This is a genomic window from Lysinibacillus mangiferihumi (assembly GCF_003049665.1).
GTDB lineage: Bacteria > Bacillota > Bacilli > Bacillales_A > Planococcaceae > Lysinibacillus > Lysinibacillus mangiferihumi.
Genome location: NZ_PYWM01000010.1, coordinates 1 through 16,010, shown reverse-complemented (window position 1 = coordinate 16,010; position 16,010 = coordinate 1). Strand labels below are relative to the sequence as shown.

General features: G+C 37.0%; 15 protein-coding genes. 8 read left to right on the top strand and 7 right to left on the bottom strand.

The window, feature by feature from the left end:
- Positions 1-35: 35 nt before the first annotated feature.
- Together C9J37_RS11160 and C9J37_RS11155 are read right to left on the bottom strand one after the other, a co-directional pair.
- Positions 36-380, bottom strand: coding sequence for a YlbF family regulator (locus C9J37_RS11160; RefSeq protein WP_024362319.1), 345 nt, complete (start codon positions 378-380; stop codon positions 36-38).
- A 15-nt stretch (positions 381-395) separates the two neighbouring features.
- A complete protein-coding gene (locus C9J37_RS11155) occupies positions 396-1,538 on the bottom strand; it encodes a DUF445 domain-containing protein (RefSeq protein ID WP_107895407.1) in 1,143 nt (380 codons plus the stop codon).
- Positions 1,539-1,759: 221 nt separating this feature from the next.
- Here C9J37_RS11155 and C9J37_RS11150 point away from each other — a divergent pair, with 221 nt between their 5' ends.
- The 4 genes from C9J37_RS11150 to C9J37_RS11135 all read left to right on the top strand — a co-directional run bounded on the left by C9J37_RS11150 (position 1,760) and on the right by C9J37_RS11135 (position 5,331).
- The gene (locus C9J37_RS11150) at positions 1,760-1,963 is read left to right on the top strand and encodes a YheE family protein (protein WP_024362321.1); all 204 of its coding nucleotides are present in this window, start codon (positions 1,760-1,762) and stop codon (positions 1,961-1,963) included.
- Positions 1,964-2,133: 170 nt separating this feature from the next.
- Positions 2,134-2,544, top strand: a complete 411-nt coding sequence (locus C9J37_RS11145; protein ID WP_107895406.1) for a hypothetical protein — start codon at positions 2,134-2,136, stop codon at positions 2,542-2,544.
- Between the two features lie 460 nt (positions 2,545-3,004).
- Entirely contained in the window at positions 3,005-4,348 is a 1,344-nt protein-coding gene (locus tag C9J37_RS11140) for a hemolysin family protein (protein WP_256093288.1), read from the top strand.
- Between the two features lie 74 nt (positions 4,349-4,422).
- Positions 4,423-5,331 (top strand): cation diffusion facilitator family transporter, encoded by a 909-nt coding sequence (locus tag C9J37_RS11135; RefSeq protein WP_107895405.1) that lies wholly within the window; start codon positions 4,423-4,425, stop codon positions 5,329-5,331.
- Positions 5,332-5,389: 58 nt separating this feature from the next.
- Here C9J37_RS11135 and C9J37_RS11130 read toward each other — a convergent pair whose 3' ends face one another.
- Together C9J37_RS11130 and C9J37_RS11125 are read right to left on the bottom strand one after the other, a co-directional pair.
- The gene (locus tag C9J37_RS11130; RefSeq protein ID WP_107895404.1) at positions 5,390-6,136 is read right to left on the bottom strand and encodes an effector binding domain-containing protein; all 747 of its coding nucleotides are present in this window, start codon (positions 6,134-6,136) and stop codon (positions 5,390-5,392) included.
- 91 nt (positions 6,137-6,227) lie between these two features.
- A complete protein-coding gene (locus tag C9J37_RS11125) occupies positions 6,228-7,154 on the bottom strand; it encodes a helix-turn-helix transcriptional regulator (RefSeq protein ID WP_107895403.1) in 927 nt (308 codons plus the stop codon).
- Between the two features lie 409 nt (positions 7,155-7,563).
- Here C9J37_RS11125 and C9J37_RS11120 point away from each other — a divergent pair, with 409 nt between their 5' ends.
- On the top strand, positions 7,564-8,685 hold the full coding sequence (locus tag C9J37_RS11120; protein ID WP_107895402.1) for a response regulator: 1,122 nt from the start codon (positions 7,564-7,566) through the stop codon (positions 8,683-8,685).
- A 109-nt stretch (positions 8,686-8,794) separates the two neighbouring features.
- Here C9J37_RS11120 and C9J37_RS11115 read toward each other — a convergent pair whose 3' ends face one another.
- Together C9J37_RS11115 and C9J37_RS11110 are read right to left on the bottom strand one after the other, a co-directional pair.
- Entirely contained in the window at positions 8,795-9,442 is a 648-nt protein-coding gene (locus C9J37_RS11115) for a response regulator (protein WP_107895401.1), read from the bottom strand.
- Positions 9,443-9,455: 13 nt separating this feature from the next.
- Positions 9,456-10,571, bottom strand: coding sequence for a GAF domain-containing sensor histidine kinase (locus C9J37_RS11110; protein ID WP_024362329.1), 1,116 nt, complete (start codon positions 10,569-10,571; stop codon positions 9,456-9,458).
- A 214-nt stretch (positions 10,572-10,785) separates the two neighbouring features.
- On the opposite strand from C9J37_RS11110, the gene C9J37_RS11105 reads away from it, so the two are divergent.
- The 3 genes from C9J37_RS11105 (at position 10,786) to C9J37_RS11095 (ending at position 14,701) form a co-directional block, all read left to right on the top strand.
- Complete coding sequence (locus tag C9J37_RS11105; RefSeq protein ID WP_107895400.1) at positions 10,786-11,211, top strand: disulfide oxidoreductase; 426 nt, start codon at positions 10,786-10,788, stop codon at positions 11,209-11,211.
- A gap of 220 nt (positions 11,212-11,431) precedes the next feature.
- Positions 11,432-12,271, top strand: coding sequence for an RluA family pseudouridine synthase (locus tag C9J37_RS11100; RefSeq protein ID WP_107895399.1), 840 nt, complete (start codon positions 11,432-11,434; stop codon positions 12,269-12,271).
- A 255-nt stretch (positions 12,272-12,526) separates the two neighbouring features.
- Positions 12,527-14,701: a 5'-nucleotidase C-terminal domain-containing protein gene (locus tag C9J37_RS11095; RefSeq protein ID WP_107895398.1), complete on the top strand. Its 2,175-nt coding sequence runs from the start codon at positions 12,527-12,529 to the stop codon at positions 14,699-14,701.
- A 49-nt stretch (positions 14,702-14,750) separates the two neighbouring features.
- On the opposite strand, the gene C9J37_RS11090 is transcribed toward C9J37_RS11095, so the two are convergent.
- On the bottom strand, positions 14,751-15,581 hold the full coding sequence (locus C9J37_RS11090) for an aldo/keto reductase (protein WP_107895397.1): 831 nt from the start codon (positions 15,579-15,581) through the stop codon (positions 14,751-14,753).
- Between the last annotated feature and the right edge of the window lie 429 nt (positions 15,582-16,010).

Below are 16,010 nucleotides of genomic sequence, written 5' to 3'. Positions count from 1 at the left end.
ACAACTATTTTCAGCTACTATAGTTTTTGACTTACTTACATGCCTTCATACAACGACTGTATCGGTTTTACTAAAATACGATTTACTTCTTCGATTACACCACTAAGCTTCATCTCTGCCTCAAGCATCGCTACAATTTTCTCATTTTGTTGCGCAAGCTGAGCAGTTTTTTGTGCATAAATCAGTTCATCTTCTTGTAAATCCTCACCAGCCATTTGTTTTTTCTGTAAATCCACCTGAATTTTGCGGAAGTTTTGGAATAACTTTATGGCATCTTCATCTGCCTTCACTACAGCGACTGCGGCTTCCAATGCTTTAAATTCCTCTGTTTTACGGAAAGTAGCCTCCAAAGCATTAATTTCATTATAAATATTAACCATTCTTATTTCCCCTTTCTAAATAAAGTAGACAATTAAACCTTGCACAATACCAATTAAACCACCAAGAACTGCACCTAGCACTGTAATCATTTTAAATTCACGCTTGGAAATACCAAGTACAAGCTCTTCTAGTTTTGATACTGGGAACGAATCCACTTGTTCACGAACTACTTCTTGTAAATTTAAACGTTTTAGCACATCTTCTAATTTATCTTCTGCTCTAACAAATGCTTTATCAATTACTTGAGGTATTACCGTTTCCCTCATCCAAGAACTACCTGTTGGCCAATAATAGGAAATAGGATGCTGTAAGCGTTGTGCTACTGCTAATTGATCTTTTACATAGCTTTGTAAATTTGCCAATATCGGTTCAAAGTCAATATCCCCTAAATAATCCATAGCTGGTCGGTCTTTTAACTTTTCCCATTCTTGTGAAAAAATGTTTGTCAGCAGCGATGTTGTACCAGGGGCTTGTAAAAACTTTACAAGCTCGCGTTGTACTTTGCCGACAAGTGATGAGGAATCGCCTAAAAACATATTAATCATACCGCCAAGTGACCCTTTTGACGATAAAAAGTCATCAATCATTGCCTTTATCGTCATCTCGCCTGCGGGTGATAAAAAATACTCCTCACCCTTCTCTAAAATATGTCCCACTGCTAATGGAATTTTAGCATCAATCGTATTTTGGATGTCCTCCGATAACAGTGTACGAATTGATCTCGTGGATAATGTATTCTTTACTGATTCAAATTGTCCCGCTACAATTCGTTCAACTTTTTGTTCAATAGTGGCAGGCATATCAGAGAAGCCAGCTAAATCTAGCCAGTCCTGAATGGTTTTATCGTTCGTGAAAAATGTCTCTTCCACTTTTACTTGTGCAAATTGTTCAACTTTATCTTGAATATCTTTAGAGAAAAATTTCTTTCTAAACGTCTCAGGTGTTAATAAATAATTTACAACTGTAAGACCTAATTGTTTCGCTAGTTCATCACGTCTTTTTGGAATAAGACCCGGTGTAAATGGTACGCGCCAATTTTTAATATAGATTGCTTCGTGCGGTCGAAAAAGCATTTTAATCGCTAGATGATTTGTTATACCACCAATTGCGGCGCCGATAATTGCCATAAATAATAATGTCACTAAAAAATTGTCCATTAGCATCCTCTCATTTCAATCGTATTCACATTTGGCGTAATTTGTCGCCTATTGCACTCATTATAGCAGAGCAATGAAATCCAACGAAAGAAATACCCTCCATTTTATTACGACAAAGCATAATTGTTCCTATCGAAACATCATCCGATATTGTTTAGTTGCAATATTACCACTATCCTTGAATAATATTAAATACATATCATTAGAAATGGGGTTTGTATATGATTCAGCATTTTAGCTTTAAACCTTTATTTGAAAATACACAGCTTCCTGGATGGGCCATTTCCTTTTTCTATCAACGCGAACGTTACGCGGCAGAATATTTAAAGGATGGCGTCATCCAATGGATTGGTCCTATTCCTCCACATGAAGAAGATGTTAAAAAAATGATTCATGAGTTAATGCTCTTCCATATTTATGACTAAAAAAACCAATATTTTTTTGCCTTTGCATAATTAAAAACGCCTAATTTTTACTATTAAAACCACTGCTATTATACGAAAAGTGTCTGTTTATATTGATATTCCTGTATTTTTCTTATACATTTAATAAATGAATTTAATTCTAAATGTTTTATATGCAGGAGGCTATTTCAATGAGTAAAGTCGCACTTTCTGATGACTTAAATAACTATAATTCAAAAGCGTTAATTCGTGCTAAAGTAAAAGAACTTTTTTCGGAATTTTCCGCAAAAATTTTCGAGTTAGTCGATGAGTCCAGTTCAATCGATAGTAAAAAATTCGAAGCACTATCTGGATATAGTAGTAATTTTTATAGTGAGTATTGCAGCCAGCTAAAAGCTATTTTCGAATCTCCTAATGGAATAGGAAAACGTTCCATTAAACATCTATACTTATCTTACAATGGGAAACATTATGTCCTAACACAACAAGGACTAACCGAAAAGGCTCCTATCACCATCTCCACATACTTAGACGCGATCCCTTTAAAAGAAACTGTTCATGATGTGGAAAAGGCTTGTCTAAAGTTGCGCTTCCAACAGTAAAAAATTATTGCCCTATTTAGAAATACATATTATAAAAGTGTCCATTTATGTGCTTCTCGTTCGCGCAAAAAAGGTTGCCTCATATGAGACAACCTTTTTTTGTTGCATATTAAAATAATTCATTTAAAAAAATCAGCAAGTAAAGCTCTCTTGAGATTTTTGACGTGTCGTTTTATATGAGATGCAAATGCTTCTTTCTCTAAACAAACTATCCTTGCTCCATTTAAAGTTAGCATAATGCCTATTGATTTTCAATCATTTGTCATCTGAAAGTATCCGTTTTCTTTATTAGCAAATCCATCTTAAAATAGTATAAAAAAGTCGTTGTCAATATTTGTGTTTTAGTTACAAATAACTTATGATTAAAACATCCAACAATTTTTTAAATCATAGGAGGTGTACACTTTGTTTACTTCCCTCATTTGGGCGGGGACAAAGGAATTATTTGGACGGAGACATATTGGAAATAACCATTAGGTTGGCGGCATTCGCCCTACTAATTATAATGACAGGATTTTTCGTTGCAACTGAATTTGCAATCGTAAAAGTGAGAACTACCCGCATCGATCAATTACTCGCTGAAGGACATAAAAAAGCGAAAAATGCAAAACGTGTTGTATCAGATTTAGACGAATACTTATCTGCATGTCAATTAGGTATTACCATTACAGCACTTGGACTGGGTTGGCTAGGTGAGCCTACATTTGAAATCATTTTACATCCAGTGTTCGAGTTTCTAAATCTGAGCGGTAGCATAACATCTATCCTTTCATTTATACTTGCATTCTCAATCGTAACGTTTATGCATGTAGTTATTGGGGAATTGGCGCCAAAAACTTTAGCCATCCAAAAAGCAGAATTTGTAACATTAAACTTTTCTGGTGCATTAATTTTATTCCACAACATTACTTATCCAATCATTAAATTATTGAATGGCTCTGCACGTGGTTTAACAGGTCTATTCGGTCTTAAAATGATGTCAGAATCAGAAGTTGCACATACTGAAGAAGAATTGCGCATGATTTTGTCAGATAGTTTAAAAGGTGGAGAAATTAATAACGCAGAATATGAATATGTTAACAGTATCTTCGAGTTCTCAGATCGTCTTGCAAAAGAAATCATGGTGCCACGTACTGAAATCGTCGGTATTGAGAAAGAACTTACGATTAAAGAAGTATTTGATTTAATGGGTGTGGAGCAATATACTCGTTATCCAATTATCGACGGGGATAAAGACCATATTATTGGTTTAGTGAATATGAAGCACTTATTAACTGCTTATATTAAAGACCCTGCAAATGGTGATAAATTAGTAATTGACTATATGCAACCGATTATTCGCGTGATGGAAACTACGCAAATTAACGAATTGTTACTCAAGATTCAACGTGAACGTATTCATATGGCTATTTTAATGGATGAGTATGGTGGTACATCAGGTCTTGTAACCATTGAAGATATTATCGAGGAAATTGTCGGGGATATTCAAGATGAGTTTGATGAAGATGAAATTCCAGAAGTACAGGAAATTGCAGAAAATCATTTTATTTTAGATGCAAAAATGCTACTAGAAAACGTCAATGATATGCTAGGTACTGACATAGAAGATGATGATATCGATACGATTGGTGGTTGGTTCATGACAAAGCGTTTTGATGCAATCGAAGGTGATAGCATTGAAGAGCAAGGTTATGAATTTACAGCAAAAGAATTAGATGGTCACCACATATTATACTTAGAAGTTCTGAAATTACCTGAACTTGATTTAACAAATGAAATCGAAGAATCGAAAGACGATAAATAAAAATGCAAAACGACTCCCTTTCATATAAGGGGGTCGTTTTATAATGCCCGAAAGTTTTGCGAGGAGGAAACAAAATGGAGCTCTATACAAATTTACGTCAAGGGGAAAAAGGAGCTTGGCTATCAATTGCCACTTACTTAATACTGAGCTCAGTAAAACTAACAATTGGCTATATCGGAACATCAGAAGCTTTAAAAGCAGATGGATTAAACAATACAACGGATATCATTGCATCCATTGCCGTTTTAATCGGCTTACGCATTGCGCAAAGACCACCAGATTCAAATCACCAATATGGTCATTTACGAGCTGAAACTGTTGCGTCACTCGTTGCCTCATTTATTATGCTAATCGTCGGCTTACAAGTTTTAATTGCTTCTTTACAAGGACTATGGGAGCCATCTGGCACAACACCATCTTTGTTAACAGCATTTGTGGCAATCGGAAGTGCAGCCGTCATGTATGTTGTCTATCGTTATAATTTAGCACTGGCAAAAAAAATACGAAGTGCGGCTGTAAAAGCTGCTGCCTATGATAATCGCTCGGATGCGCTGGTCAGTATCGGCACAGCCATCGGGATATTCGGAGCAATTTTTGGCTTTCCGATTATTGATACATTAACAGCCCTTGTTGTCGCTTTTCTAATAATTAAAACTGCTGTAGAAATATTTTGGGAAGCTGTTCAAAGTCTTACAGATGCCTTTGATATTGATGAAGTCGAGACATTATCGGTATTAATTCGCAATGTTAGTGGCGTGATTGAGCTTTTAGATTTCAAAGGGCGTGCACATGGGAATATGTACTTTATCGATATAACAGTGACTGTCGATCCTTATTTAAACGTCTATGAAAGTCATCGTATTACAGAGGAAATTGAACATACCATTATGCGCGAAAATCGCTTTTGTCAGGTGCTTGTGCATATTGAACCACATATCAAAGAACTACCTCCAACAAGCAAAAGCCAGTCACCTACCACTTGATGGTAGGCACTGGCTTTGTTGTATTATGTCACTCGCGTTTTAACTAGCAGTATTGTATTTACTTAATTGCAATATAAATATCCACCTGTGCCTCATGAGGCTGGGCACATCGTTCATCATACAATTCAAAGTCCCCACTATACGTTCGTTCTACTTCCGTAGTATTGGCAAACCAAGCCCAAATATCTTGCCAAGCTTGTATTACAATATCTGGCATTAGCCCTTTTTCTGAAGTGAACACTAAATATTTTGATGCGGGAATTGTTTTTATGACCATTCCTGTTGGAACTTCGACGTCAGCCGATACCCCCACTCCAAGCGTGAGTGTATATTCTCCGGTCACATCTGTTTCGTACTCTGAATACAGCCCATACATGACGGCATTGTTTTTTTGACTTGGTAGTTGACCTGCAATATCTTGCTGGTAATAAGTGGTCCATAATTGTGGTATTTTCGCTTGTGCTGTGATTTCGTTCGCATTATTCGTTTTTGCTGAAATCCCAGCGATATGAAAGCTTTGTTTTTCTTTCATCACAGGTTGTTTTCCAGTATCTGTTCTCCATCTTTTTAAACGTGGTAAAAAGGAAGCTAACATTTGTCGTGCTTCTTCTTCTGCCATCCCTTCTTCCTTTAAATGAGGTACACATATGTCAATCATTTCATGGATCGTTACATTCGGCTGTTTAAACGCTCCTAATTCGTAACAATATGTGCAATAGTCCCGACAAACTTGCCCCTCTTTTTCTGTTCCAAATAATTTTTCATGCACTAATGGCATCCCACAGCTTTGGCAATAACTTTGCATAGTTTACGTCCACCCTTCGTTTAATTTGTTATTACTATAACAAAGCAAACTTGACATCTGTATGTCATCTATTGAATGGACAAAAATGATTTTACCTATTGTTTGCTGTATACATTTCGACGATTTGTTGTGCCCGTTTTTGCACGATATCAACTAAGTAAGGTGGGTCAAGAAGCTTTATTCGATTACCAAAGCTTAGCAAAAAGCCATAGAGCCATTCATCTTCCGGCAATGCAACTTGCACGATGGACCTTTCATAATCTATCTGTTCCACACCAAATGTTTCTTCCATTAATGTTAGAATCTGTGCATCAAATGACAGTGTGAGTACTACTAAATTTTCTGGTTGTTGCCATGCTTTATCCCACGGAAGGTCAGATAAATGTACTTCCTTTCGTTCAAAACTGCGTTGCTCCTCTTTCATTTGCTTCATTCTTGATATTTTGAATAGACGAAAACCGTTTCTTAATGTGCAATAGCCGTAAATATACCACATCTTGCCCTTTTGCACTAAAGTGTGCGGCTCTATTATTCGATTGGTCATCGTACCATAAGTAGTCGAATACAAGAAGCTTACACAACGCTCGCCCTCGATTGCTTTTTTCAATAATGTGATTTGTTCTTTTAATAGTATATTTTGTCCCCATGGACTAAGGTCAATAAAAAAATGATCAATGGATTGTTTTACTTGCTCATCTGCTACACCAGTTAACTTTTCTAAAACAGCTTTAGCATGGGCATCCTCATAGGAGGTTAAAGCACTTTTAAGGGCAATTGAAAGAGAGGTTAGTTCCTCTTTCGTTAATACTTGCTTATCCATTCGATAGCCATCCATTAAACTTATTCCGCCATTAACCCCTTGTTGGCTTAAGATTGGGACCCCCGCACAGCTCAGGGTTTCGACATCCCGATAAATGGTTCGAACAGATACGTCAAATAACTCGGCTAATTCCTGTGCTTTTACTTTTTTACGATTAATTAAAATCATTGTCATCGTGAGTAAACGATCTACTTTCATTTCTTCAATCCCTCAACTTTGTACATTTTTTTAAATCACACACTACTTTTCCACAACAAAGTAATTTTCAATTACTTATATCCTATTATTTTTAAGTATTTTTTAAGTACCTTTTGAGTTTTCTTTAAGTCAAATGTACTATAATAACGGCTATTACATAATACAAGCATTAAAAAGGTTTTATAAAATAAGAAAAAAAACAAACTTTAACCCTTCAATCAAATTTCTAGTTTAACTATTATATTTTTATTTTTTTCAAAATAGTTTAATTATAAACGCTTATACAATTATTTCAATTCTCTTAACAGTACATAAAAAACTTCTATCCTCTATATAAGGGGAGACCTTTTCAAAAAAATGAACTAGAGTTTAATGGTTTTCAATTTAATTGTATAAAGGAGATTTTGATGTGATTCGAGCCGTTTTAATAGACAAAGAACCTCTAGCTTTACACTATTTTCAAAATAAGCTACAAAACTTTCAACAAATAGAGGTTACTAAAACCTTCACTAGTGTAAAGCTATTTTTAAATAGCCTTCCATCACTGGACTTTGAAGTCATATTTTTAGAAATAAAGCTTGATGAACTGAATGGGCTTGAAGTTGCTGATATTATCAAAAGCAATCGACCACATGTAATTGTTATCTTTATTACTTCGTATTCAGATTTTGCCATACAAGCATATGAAATTGGAGGACTTGATTATTTACTTAAACCGATTAGCCTAGCACGATTAGAAAAAACCGTATCACGTATTGAACATGAATTTTCTATGCAACAGTTGGTACATCAAACTTCTAATACTACGTTAAACGTCCAATGCTTTAATCAATTCGCTACCTATAGCAATAATAGTCTCGTTTCCTTCAAAACAGAAAAAACAAAGGAATTATTTGCTTATTTCATATTACGTCCAAACATGCCCATTCATCGGGATGTTCTCATTGAAATTCTTTGGCCAAATTTAGATTATGTTCGCGCAAAATCGAATTTGCATACAGCCTTATCCTATTTAAGGAAAACATTAAATAATATGGGATATTCCAATTGTATTATATTTTCAAATAAGTATTATATTTTTGAAAAACCCAATATCATGTGTGATTTATATGACTTCCAAGATTATTTTAGTGATTTCAAGAAGTTAGATTGCCCCCCTCTGTCATTAATCAATCAATGCCTTGCCATTTATAAAGATGGGCTACTCATTTTTGATGATTATGAATGGGCTACTGCAGACAGAGATAAGCTAACTAAATCCTACATAGAGTTATTGGAAAAAGGCTTTCAAATTAGCATAATGAATGAAACAGAAGTGGCCATAGATTATCTGAATCGCTTATTAGAGTTCGACCCTTATAATGATTATAAAATCGAACAATACTTAAAACTGTTGATTGATGCAGGAATGCAAAAACAGGCTCACTCGGTTTTTTTAACCTACGAACAAAAATTAAATGAAGACTTGGCCCTTACGCCGAGTACTACATTGCAAGAAATGTCGAACAAATTATTTAGTCATAATCAATAAACTTATATGAACGACATGGTGAATCTTTGCAAAATGCACATAGCAAAAAGTGTTAGATTGCCTTTAGTCAATCTAACACTTTTTCGCTTTTGTCCCATTTCTGGTTATTCTACTGACCACTGCCCTCTGTCAATCCATGCTTTACTGCATAAAGCGCAGCCTGCGTGCGATCTTGTACTTGTAGTTTCGCAAAAATATTTGAAATATGTGTTTTCACTGTTTTTTCCGTAACGAATAAAGATGATGCAATTTCTCGATTGCTTTTTCCCTTCGTCAGTTCAGCAAGCACATCTTGCTCACGTGGGGTTAGTGGATTTAACACATGTAGTGCATTTTCTGATTGTTGACGATCCATTTCAAGCGTCGATGTTGCTTCAGGGTGCAAAGTATGTTCCCCTTGCATAATGCGACGAATTGATAATACTAATTCATCGGGCTCAATATCCTTTAGCTGATAGCCTGCCGCTCCAGCTTCCATAGCTGGTACAACATGATCTCGGTCAGAAAAACTCGTCAACATTAAAATTTCAATTTGTGGAAACTTAGCTTTTATACGTTTCGTTGCTTGAATACCATCCATTTCTGGCATTACTAAATCCATTAATATAATATCTGGCTGTATACTTTCAGCAAGTGCGACCGCTTCCACACCATTTTTCGCTTCCCCTACCACTTCAATATCTTTCTGTGTCTTTAAAAAAAATAATAATCCTCGTCGGACTACATGATGGTCATCTGCAATTAGTACACGAATCATTGTCGTTCCCCCCTCAATACGGTAAACGAATTAGCAGTTCAGTTCCCTTGCCAATTTCGCTTACCCAGTCAGCAGTACCTCCTACCGATTTAGCCCGATCCTTTATCGATTGTAAGCCCATGGATAGAAGCTTAGTATCATGATCAATCACAAAGCCTCGTCCCTCATCACGAATAACTAATAATATATCCGTAGCTGTGACAGTAATATAAAGTGCCGCCTCCAGTACTCCAGCATGGCGACGCACATTATTAAGTGCCTCCTGTGCCACACGAAATAATGTTTCTTCAATACGAGATGGAAATTGCAGTACGCCCGATACGGTTACATGAAGCTTTAAGCCAAGCATTTCTGCATACACTTTTATCGCTTCTAATAACCCATTTTCCAAGCCTTTTGGTCGTAGCTGCCATATTAGTGCACGCATTTCAGTTAAAGCATCCTGTGTTAAATGTTGAATTTCCTTAAACGTTTCCTTTACTTCACTATCGTTACTCATTTCAATGCCAGCCCTCGCCGTTAATGTCACGGAAAATAATAGCTGGTTGACAGAATCATGTAAGTCACGTGCTAATCGGTTACGTTCTTTCACAAGTGCCATTTCCTGCTCTTGCTTTGTCAATAATATCCGTTTAATAGCCGAGCCCATTTGAAAGGCAACTGATTCAAGTAAAGCAAGTTCCTCCTCTGAAAAACGCACTGTATTTTTGGACGCTACATTCAAGACACCAAAACGTTCCTGCCCCGATTGAAGTGGTACTGTTGCATGATGTGTGATGCCATCGTGATCGCCAACATTCGCAGCAATTGCACTTTCGATACGTTGACATTCAATAATGTTCGAAGCCTTTTTTAACTCCTCATTGCGATAGCGGGAGACACACCAACAACCTCCCTTTTTTAAATAGTGACAATTTTTATATTCAAGTGCCTCTGGTAAATTTTCATGGACAACGAGCTCTGATCGTCCCTTTTCGTCAATAAAGAATATCCAGCCTGTTTCAAAATTTGTGCCATTTAAAAACTTTACTAGTGCGCCTTTTAATGTTGTGACGATTTCTGTTTCTTCGTTCAATAACTCAGCAATTTCCTTTAAAATACTAATATTGGAGTGCTCGTTCTCTCTCACAAAAACACCTCTTTTTATTGGCATTACTACTAGTAATGATAACATTTCCAAGTAGCAGGTGTCTGCCTGAGCCATTCATACTTTAGACTGAATTTCCAACGGATTTTGGAATGGTATGAGCGTATTGGCTGGTTATAATTGAAACATTTTACTTCTAAATTCAAAACACATATAATCTTAACAAGTACAGCGTTATAATAAAGGGAGTTTTGATATGTCTAAAAAAGAGGAAAATAGTTTATTATTTATTTGGATAGTGTCCGTCGTTGCAACACTCGGTTCTTTATATTTTTCTGAAATTCGTCATTACGAGCCTTGTAAAATGTGTTGGATTCAACGTATATTTATGTATCCAATTGTAATCATGACTACTATAGCCCTTATTCAAAAAAATACACGTATTGCGGTAACAACAGCAGCCTTTGCTATAATGGGAGGTACAGTATCACTTTATCATTATGGTATTCAGAAACTAAGCTTTTTAGCTGAATCTGCCCCATCTTGTGGTGCCGTATCTTGTACAGGTCAATACATAAACTGGCTTGGGTTCATTACAATCCCGTTTTTGGCCCTAACTGCATTTATTTTAATTGCAGGAGCTAGCTTCTATTTACTAAAGGCTTCTAAAGCTGCAAAGTGATCCAACTTAATGCGTAAAGTTCTCTTTCATGTAAGTATGATGTTTGAAAGACAGAATAACATAAGAAAATTCGCGCTATGCCTGCGGGACTGCGATTCAAGCTAGATTATCTAGCGGCTTTAACATTTGTTTCGTGTGAATCGCCTGCGGAAATGGAGCGGATTTTTTTGTATCAAAAACAAGGGTATCTATATATACCCTATTCCACGGAGGAAAATCGATGTTTCAATATGAAATAAAAGACAGTAATATCACGATTGAGGAGCTTTTGCGAAATCATTGGCGACTGGGAAAAAAGCTAGTACATGAATTACGTATGGCAAAGGCTGTCACAACAATAGATGGCGAGCCCTTACTTTGGAAGGAGCCACTTCCAGCAGGAACCATGTTAAAATTTACATTCCCAATCCCAGCTTCTAGCTATAAGCCAACACCTGTTTGTGCAATTGACGTTGTTTATGAAGATGATCACTGTTTAATTGTCTCTAAACCTAAGGGCATGTCCACCCATCCAAATGATGACCACGATACACATACTTGTATGAACCATGTAATGGCTCATATGAAAGAGCAAGGCCATCACTATGCAGAGCATGTACATCGCCTAGATAAGGGCACTGAAGGTTTATTATTAGTTGCAAAACATCCTCTAGCCAAATCAATTTTTGATCGGATGATTGAAGAAAAGACAATTATTCGTACGTATGCTGCTGAGGTACAAGGCAATCTTCGCTCCACATCTGGTACGATTGCTGAATCTATTGGTAAAGATCGTCATCACCCGACACGACGCGTCGTTTCAAAGACAGGTCAACATGCCGTCACACACTATGAAGTTGTAGCACGCTATAAACATTCTTGTGTTGTCCACCTTGTACTAGAAACAGGTCGTACACATCAAATTCGTGTACATTTGGCGCATATCGGTCATCCTATTATTGGCGATACAATGTACGGTGCACGTGAAACGGCAAGTGGTGACTATGCACTACATGCTATCCAATTAGAATTTGAACACCCATTTTTAAATAAGCTCATTTTAGTGAAAGACGAATCATAGTAACCTAATGTAGTACAAACCTGCTCAAGGTTTGTGCTATTTTTTATGGAAAAGTTCCAAAAATAAAAATATCCATTTTTAATATTTATTTCAAATTACAATATGAATTTATGAATTAATAATTACTTCACCTATTTTTTACAATAATTTTAATATTGATTTTTCCAATATTGGTAATGACGATGGATTTCTTTCATGTTAGAATAGAGTAAATTGTCAGTCATCTGACATATACATGAAGGAGGAATTCATTATATGAAATGGGTTAAAAGTATTGCAGCAACAACTCTAGCTGCCAGTTTACTAGCTTCACCGGGCTTTGCGGCACATGCAGCAGAAACAGCACCAGCTGCTACAAAGGAAGGCTTTAATTTAACAATTTTACATTCTAATGATACACATTCGCACGCTGAATATGCTCCGCAACGTACAACAAAAATTAAAGAGTTACGTGCAGCAAATCCGAATTCACTTCTATTAGATGCAGGTGACGCATTAACTGGTACGCTTTACTTCAACGAATTTACTGGAGAAGTAGAAATGAAGTTAATGAACCTAATGGGTTACGATGCGATGACATTTGGTAACCATGAGTTCGATTTAGGGTCAAGCCCAGAAGGTCATGCTGCTCTTGCAAAATTTGTTAAAGGTGCTGAATTCCCATTACTTGGAGGCAACCTCGACTTCTCAAAAGACCCATTATTTGATGGCTTACAATTCCAAACAGTAACAAAAGACTTCCAAAACGGTAAAATCTATAACGGCATTATTAAAGATATTGACGGTGAAAAAGTTGGTATTTTCGGTTTAACGACAGAGGAAACGCCATCTATTTCAAGCGTAGCAAACGTACAATTTGCAAACTATATCGACTCTGCAAAAAAAGCAGTAGCTGAATTTGAAAAACAAGGCGTCAATAAAATTATTGCGCTTACTCATATAGGCTATGACGATTCTGCTGATTGGGATAATGATAAACTACTAGCATCAGCAGTAGAAGGTATCGATGTCATTGTAGGTGGACATACACATACAAAATTAGATAAAGCTGTGAAAGCAGATACTTCATTTAAAAATCCGACAATTATTGTTCAAACAGGACAATATAGTGAAAACTTAGGTGAGCTAGATTTAACGTTTGACGATAACGGTGCTGTTGTTGAATACTTCGGCCAATTACATGCTTTAAATAATAAAGAAAATCCTGTAGCGGCAGATGCTGATGCAACAAAACTATTAGCGCCTTATAATGAAAAAATTGCAGCAGTTAAGCAACAATCAACAGGCAATACAGCTGTTTCAATACTTGATGGCAAACGTGGACTTTGGGGCGTTCGTGCTGGCGAAACAAATCTAGGGAACGTTATTGCGGATGGTATGCTAGCTGGCGCTAAAAAAATTGACCCAGAAGTACAATTCGCATTCCAAAATGGTGGCGGTATCCGTGCGAGCATTGACGCAGGCGATATCACTGTTGGTGAAGTAATGACGGTAATGCCTTTCGGTAATGCACTTGGTATCGTAAAAGTAACAGGTGCTGAACTCTATGAAATTGTCGAACAAAGTGTGAAAGAGTTCCCGAAAGAATCAGGGGGCTTCCTGCATTTCTCTGGTCTACAAGTAGAATTCGATGGTAAAGCGCCTGCTGGCAAACGTGTCACTTCTCTTAAATTAAATGGTAAAGAGCTAGATAAAGCAGCTTACTACAAAGGAGCAACTAATACATTTATTGCTCAAGGAAAAGACGGCTATGATATGCTTGCAAAAGTTTATGCAGACGGCCGTGTAAGTGAACCTGGTACAGTAGACTTTGAAATGTTCATCGATCACTTAAATTCACTTAAAACAGTAGACGCTAAAGTGGAAGGACGCATTATCGCAACAATTCCATTTACGGATATTGCTAAAGGTTCTGAAACAGAAGGTTACGTGCGTGATCTTTACTATCGTGATTTAACACAAGGTACATCGGCAACAACATATTCGCCGAATGCAAACTTAACTCGTGCACAAGCTGCATCATTTATTGCGCGTGTCTTAAAGCTAGAAGCAAAAGGTGCAACAACATTCTCTGATATTACTAGTTTAGAAGCTGTGACTCAAAAAGAGATTACAGCACTTGCAGAAGCTGGCATTGTACAAGGTCAAAATGGCAAGTTCAACCCTACTGCAAAAGTAACACGTTCTCAACTTGCATTAATGTTTGCACGTGCCTATAACTTACAACATGATGCAAAAACTGGTTTAACTGCTGATTTCAGCGATATTTCTAAATACAATGAAGAAACACAAAAAGCTATCGCACTTATGCAAGATTTAAAGATTGCTAGCGGTTCAAATGGCAAATTCATGCCAAGTAACAACGCGACACGTGCACATATGGCAAAAATGCTATCAAACTACATCCCTTATGTAAAAGAATCGAAATAACATGAACAAAATCCCGCTTCAACTAGTTTGATAGCGGGATTTTCTATAGTTAAAAATTAAATTTGAAATTATCTGGATCTTGTCCAAAACGATGATTGCGATTTAATGTTGTCATTTGATCCATCTGAGCCTGCGTTAATTCAAAATCGTATATTTGTGCATTTTCCTCAATACGACTGGCAGTTACAGATTTCGGAATAATCAATGTATCTTTTTGCAAATGCCAACGAAGCACGACTTGAGCCGCTGTCTTCCCTATTTCTTGAGCGATTTCAAGAATAGTAGAATTATCAAGCACACCCCCACGCCCTAGTGGTGACCATGCTGTGACTGCAATTCCATGCTCTGCACAAAATGCCTTTAATGCCTCTTGTTGTAAGTATGGGTGTAATTCAACCTGATTGACCATTGGCGCGATATTGGCTTTTGATAATAGTTTTTGCAAATGATGTTCATGGTGATTTGACACACCTGTTGCTCGTATTAACTTCTCATCATACAAACGCTCAATAGCTCTGTATGTTTCCTCAAATGTTTCAGGCACTGCCCAATGCGTTAAATATAGATCTAAATAATCCATGTTTAATTTTTTTAGTGACACTTCAAAGGCACGTAGCGTTGCATCATAACCTTGGTCTGTATTCCACACCTTTGTTGTGACAAAAATATCCTCGCGCTTAATGCCTGAGTAACGAATCGCCTCACCCACTTCTACCTCATTACCATATAACGAAGCAGTATCAATTGCACGATACCCCACTTTCAATGCCTTATCAATCGCCTGTAACGTTTCATCACGTTCTGTCATTTTGTATACGCCTAGACCAAAGCGAGGCATTTCAATACCATTTGTTAACGTTTTTGTTGATTGTATATTCAAAAACATCAGCCCCTTTCTTTTCCTAGTTTCATTATACAAAAAATTGGATTAAAAATAATACCATTCATTTCTGTTATCGAATTCTTTCTGCTGTGCGCAAGGAATTGCTCTCGTTCCGTGGGATTTACTCCTGCTTCGCGGGTATTTACCTCTATTCCGCGGGTATTTACCTCTATCCCGCGGGTATCTCACCTCAATCGTGGGATTCACCTCTGCTTCGCGGGTATTCCCTCCCATCCCGCGGATAACTCACCTCATTCGCGGGTATTCACCTCTGCTTCGCGGGTATTCTCTCCTATCCCGCGGGTATCTCACCTCAATCGTGGGATTCACCTCTGATTCGCGGGTATTCCCTCCCATTTCGCGGGTATTTACCTCTTTTTCGCGGGTATTCCCTCCCATCCCGCGGGTATCTCACCTCAATCGTGG